The 2275-nt window shown below is 34.2% G+C and carries 3 protein-coding genes; 2 read left to right on the top strand and 1 reads right to left on the bottom strand.

Translation table 11 applies throughout. The features are described 5' to 3' along the window. The first annotated feature begins 68 nt into the window (after nucleotides 1–68). Together AB3X49_RS21700 and AB3X49_RS21695 are read left to right on the top strand one after the other, a co-directional pair. Entirely contained in the window at nucleotides 69–1331 is a 1263-nt protein-coding gene (locus AB3X49_RS21700) for an MFS transporter (RefSeq protein ID WP_367964678.1), read from the top strand. A 29-nt stretch (nucleotides 1332–1360) separates the two neighbouring features. Then, a complete protein-coding gene (locus tag AB3X49_RS21695) occupies nucleotides 1361–1639 on the top strand; it encodes a hypothetical protein (RefSeq protein ID WP_070141696.1) in 279 nt (92 codons plus the stop codon). A gap of 19 nt (nucleotides 1640–1658) precedes the next feature. Here the strand turns inward: AB3X49_RS21695 and AB3X49_RS21690 are convergent, their stop codons facing one another. Next, complete coding sequence (locus AB3X49_RS21690; protein WP_367964676.1) at nucleotides 1659–2123, bottom strand: YozF family protein; 465 nt, start codon at nucleotides 2121–2123, stop codon at nucleotides 1659–1661. Nucleotides 2124–2275 lie beyond the last annotated feature (152 nt).

Here is a 2275-nt window from a genome sequence, read left to right as displayed (position 1 = left end):
GGTATAAAAGATTGAATTTTCTGTTTTTGTAACCGGATATTAACTTAATTTGAAAAGAGGAGAGAGCTATGCAAGGAGAAATACCAACAGAGAAAAATTTAGGTTATGTCGGTAAATTATTATTACCAGTTAAAGTATCACCACACTTTAAGTTTTTATGGATCGGACAATTACTCTCGACATTAGGCAGTTCAATAACGATGGTTATTCTGCCTATCGTTGTTTATTCATTAACTGGTTCAACAGTTGTAATGGGAATGACTATGGCAATGTACATGCTTCCTAATATTCTTGCGTTACCGTTTGCTGGATTAGTCGTAGATCGAATTGACCGGGTGAAATTGATGTTATTTACAGATATAATCCGCTGCATATTAATGCTATTACTTGCAACACTGATATTTATGGACGTTTTAACAATTCCACTTCTATATGTACTCGTAGCATTATATGGGCTTATGGAAGGAATATTTCAGCCGGCGTATGCGGCTGTAAGAGCAAAAGTATTTGTACCGGAAATTCGAAATGCAGCTAACGCATTAACGCAAATGAGTAATCAAGGAATACGACTAATTGGACCAGCGCTTGGAGGATTAATCGTTTCAGTTACATCCGCCGGAATAGGATTTGGATTGGATGCAATAACGTACTTGCTATCATTTTTATGTTTATTATTTTTAAAAGAAATAAAGTTTAATAAAGTACAGAAATTTGAAAGGAATAAAGTCAATTACAAAAAAGATTTTATGGAAGGGATTCTTGTTCTAAAAAGTCATCCGTGGTTGTGGATTACCATTCTAGTCTTTTCTTTCGTTAATATTTGTTATGCGGGAATTATAGTTGTGTTAATTCCGTGGCTGTTTAATGTTCATCATCATTTTGAAGCTTACATTTATGGCTTAGGAATGGCCGCTTCTGGCGGTGGAGCTGTAATTGCAGCACTAATTTTTGGTGGGAGGCAGCAGTGGCATAAGAGAGGATTACTTGCGTATGGTGGTGTTTTAATTAGTGGAATGGCGTTATTAATTATGCCTTTCGTTTCTTGGGCGCCTGCCTTAATAGCTTTAATGGCAATTGAAGGATTCGGTATTATGATATTTGGGCTCATTTGGGAAACAAGTTTACAAGAGCTTGTACCAGAAGAAGCATTTGGAAGAGTGGCAAGCCTTGATATGTTAGGTTCATTTGCTTTATTACCATTAGGATATGTGGTTGTAGGCTGGTTAGCTACTGTAATAGGTGGAAAGATAACAATTATAATGCTAGCTATTTTAGTACTCATAACAATTGGAATGGCATTGTCTGTACCAAGTATTCGGCGATTCGATTGATTATGTAGGCTAAAAGGGGGATATGGTATATGACTATAGAAAACCTAAATGATTTAGTAGTAGCAGAGTTGAGATGTAAATACGTTTTGGAAGAAAAGGTATTTGAAGCAAAGAATTTTACGGTGTATATTGCTACTCCTATAGAAAATAAAATGACATATAATCGATTCATCTTAATTAAGCATTTGTCTAATGAAGAGTCTTCCGTACATGTTTGGGACAAAAAAATCTGTGTAGACGCTACAAAAATACATATTGCAAAAGAAGTGACAGAAGCAATTCAATCGGGTTTTGTAAATAAAGAGTAAGCCCTAATCAAATTAGGACTTACTCTTCATTAAACACAAATGTTTGCTTCATTTTTTTACCCTCATTTACTGGATGACCGTTGTAAGAGAAATTCTTTTCTTCCCAAGTAATGACAACTTTGAAATTATGGCTATTAAAGTCTAATGGGAATACCATGTAGTCAAAGCTTGTATGACTTTTTGAAACGTTGTTATTTATTGTAGTAGGATTAAAAGTAGCTTTAGATGTAGGGTTATTATCAAGTATTTCCACTGATACATTTGAGACATCATTACCGATGTTTTTTACGAATAAACTATATGTATCATATACACCGTGTTTTGGTTGCGCCGCTTGCTTGTTTGAGTTATGAGATTTGTCAATTTCGATATACCACTGTTTAGACTTTGACGCAATTGGTAGTGATTGAAATGTGTATGCGCTAGCTTGCATTGGTAGTGCTAAACATATAAGCGTAAAGAAAGTTATTATTTTGCGTTTCATTTTTTGAGAGCTCCCATTCTTTAATGGATTTATTTATTATTATCTTCTCTTTTTGAGATAATATACCATGCAGTTTAGGGGTAAGGTGCATTGAAAGAACTAGTAAGTATGGGGAGTGGATTTTTTTTACAATTATTATTTTTGTATATATT

The sequence above is a fragment of the Bacillus sp. C30 genome (assembly GCF_040838255.1).
Lineage (GTDB): Bacteria > Bacillota > Bacilli > Bacillales > Bacillaceae_G > Bacillus_A > Bacillus_A mycoides.
The sequence above is the reverse complement of the archived record's forward strand: the minus strand, read 5'-3'. Positions and strand labels throughout refer to the sequence as shown.